At 58.7% G+C, this 2,541-nt stretch carries 2 protein-coding genes; both read left to right on the top strand.

Translation table 11 applies throughout. The features are described 5' to 3' along the window. Positions 1 to 120 precede the first annotated feature (120 nt). Positions 121 to 939 (top strand): aspartate dehydrogenase, encoded by an 819-nt coding sequence (locus tag FH08_RS0133525; RefSeq protein ID WP_031362556.1) that lies wholly within the window; start codon positions 121 to 123, stop codon positions 937 to 939. Between the two features lie 11 nt (positions 940 to 950). Continuing rightward, positions 951 to 2,441, top strand: coding sequence for an aldehyde dehydrogenase (locus tag FH08_RS0133520; RefSeq protein WP_031362555.1), 1,491 nt, complete (start codon positions 951 to 953; stop codon positions 2,439 to 2,441). The last annotated feature ends 100 nt before the right edge of the window (positions 2,442 to 2,541 follow it).

Genomic DNA, 2,541 nt, shown 5'->3' with positions numbered 1-2,541 from the left:
GCGAGGGTATCGGACAAAGCGGGCCGGTGGTGGTCGAGGTGGACATGCTGGCCATTGGCGACTTCGCCACACCTTTCGCAGGTCCCGCTACCAAAAAACCAGATAACAAGGAAGCCAAACATGGCTAACGCGCCGCGTGATCCGGTCGACGTCACCTTGATCGGTTTCGGAGCAATCGGCTCGACCGTCTTTAAGGCCGTTGCCCATGATCGCCTCCTGAGAATCTCTCAGGTAATCGTTCCTGACTTCCAGATCGCAGACGTTAGGGCGGTCGCGGGGACGAACGTGGAGGTGGCGTCGTCGGTGCAAGCACTGAGTCGCCACCCGAAGTTTGTTTTGGAATGTGCCGGTCATGCAGCGCTCCTCGAACATGTGGTGCCGCTGCTGGCATCGGGGACGGATTGCAACGTCGCCTCGATCGGTGCGTTGTCGGACGATCGCCTGCTGCAGGCCCTCACCGATGCCGCGGAACAAGGTGGCGCCACGTTGACTTTGCTGCCGGGCGCCATCGGTGGCGTTGATGCGATCTCGGCCGCGCGCCATGGTGGTCTGGATGAAGTTGTGTACATCGGCCGCAAGCCTCCTATCGGGTGGCTTGGGACGCCGGCGGAAGCGCTCTTTGATCTGCATGCCTTGGCGAAAGAACAAGTGATCTTTGAGGGGAGCGCCCGTGATGCCGCGCGTCTTTATCCCAAGAACGCCAACGTGGCGGCGACCATCGCGCTCGCTGGTCTGGGCTTCGACAGAACTTCGGTCCGCTTGATCGCGGACCCTGGCGTGCAGAGAAACATCCACCGGATCACGGCGCGTGGCGCCTTTGGCGAGATGTCGCTCGAGATGAGCGGCAAGCCCTTGGCGGACAACCCAAAGACATCTGCCTTAACCGCGTTCAGCGCGATTCGAGCGCTGAGAAATCGCGCCGCACGCTGTGTGATTTGACGGATATAGCCATGAATCATTTTGATGACAGCCTTCTCCAATCGGACAAGATCTTTATAGGCGGCGAATGGCGCCCCGGAAAAAGCCATGCTTTCGCTAGCATCTATCCCGCTGATCAATCGATCAACGCGGAAATCCGAGCTGCCAGTGCTCAGGATGCCAACGAGGCGGTTGAAGCGGCCGACCTGGCGTGGCGCAAGGCGGACTGGTCTGGATTGAAGCCGCATCAGCGAGCTGCGGTCCTGCACAAGATCGCAAACCTGATCGAATCGCGGCAGGAGGCACTGGCCCAGCTGCAGCGCCGCGACAACGGCAAGCCGATTAACGAGACACGTGGGCTCGTGGCAAGCGCGGCCAATACTTTCCGTTATTTCGCCTCTTGCGTCGAAACCCTCGAAGAGTCGCTCACGCCAGCGCGGGGTGACTATATGACCATGAGCGTGCACGAACCGCTTGGTGTTGTTGCGGCGATCACGCCGTGGAATTCGCCGATTGCGTCCGATGCGCAAAAGCTTGCACCGGCCCTTGCAGCGGGGAATGCTGTCGTCCTTAAGCCCGCAGAAATCACGCCGCTGGCATCGTTGGCGCTTGCCCGAATTTGCGAAGAGGCAGGCGTGCCAAAGGGCGTGCTGAGCGTGCTTCCAGGTAAGGGCTCCGTAGTAGGTGATCTCCTCGTACGCCATCCTCTAGTCAAGAAGGTGTCGTTCACCGGAGGTACGGAAGTCGGTCGCGGCATCGCACGGCTCGCGGCCGAGAAGTTGATGCCCATCTCGCTGGAATTGGGTGGCAAGTCGCCCACCATCGTCTTCGAGGATGCTGACCTCGATCACGCCGTCAACGGTGTTTTGTACGGCATCTTCAGTTCTTCCGGAGAGTCGTGCATCGCCGGGGCACGCCTGTTTGTTGCACGCTCGATCTACGATGAATTTGTCACCCGGCTCACGCATGCTGCGCAACGTCTTCGAGTTGGCGACCCATCGCACGATGACACTCAGATGGGTCCTTTGATTTCCGCTCAGCATCGAGAGACGGTTGAACGATACGTGGCCTTGGGTCTCGAGGAAGGTGGACGGTTACTTTGCGGCGGTGAGCGTCCGACCGGAGAGGGCCGTGAAGCGGGCTTCTATTACCTCCCAACCATTCTGGCTGGCTTGACGAACGAAGCCCGAATTTGCCAAGAAGAGATCTTTGGTCCGGTGCTGGTCATTTTGCCGTTTGACGACGATGCATCGTTATTGAAACAAGCCAACAACAGCGTCTTTGGCCTTGCCGCCGGCATATGGACTCGCGATTACAAACGCGCGTGGAGGATAGGCCGCGCACTCGAAACGGGAACGGTATGGATCAACACTTATAAGCAGTTCTCGATTTCCACGCCCTTCGGCGGCTGGAAGGATAGCGGCATGGGACGTGAGAAAGGTTACCTCGGTATTCGCGAGTACATGCAGCAGAAGAGCTTTTACTGGGGCTTGAACGACAGTCCGCTGGCGTGGGCGAACTGAACAGGAGCAATGGCATGACGATTCTAGGCATTGAGCAAATCAAATATGGCGTGACGGATCTGGCGACCTGCAGATCTTTCTTTAAGGACTGGGGTTTGAC

The sequence above is a fragment of the Caballeronia sordidicola genome (genome assembly GCF_000729995.1).
Taxonomy (GTDB): domain Bacteria; phylum Pseudomonadota; class Gammaproteobacteria; order Burkholderiales; family Burkholderiaceae; genus Caballeronia; species Caballeronia sordidicola_A.
The sequence above is the reverse complement of the archived record's forward strand: the minus strand, read 5'-3'. Positions and strand labels throughout refer to the sequence as shown.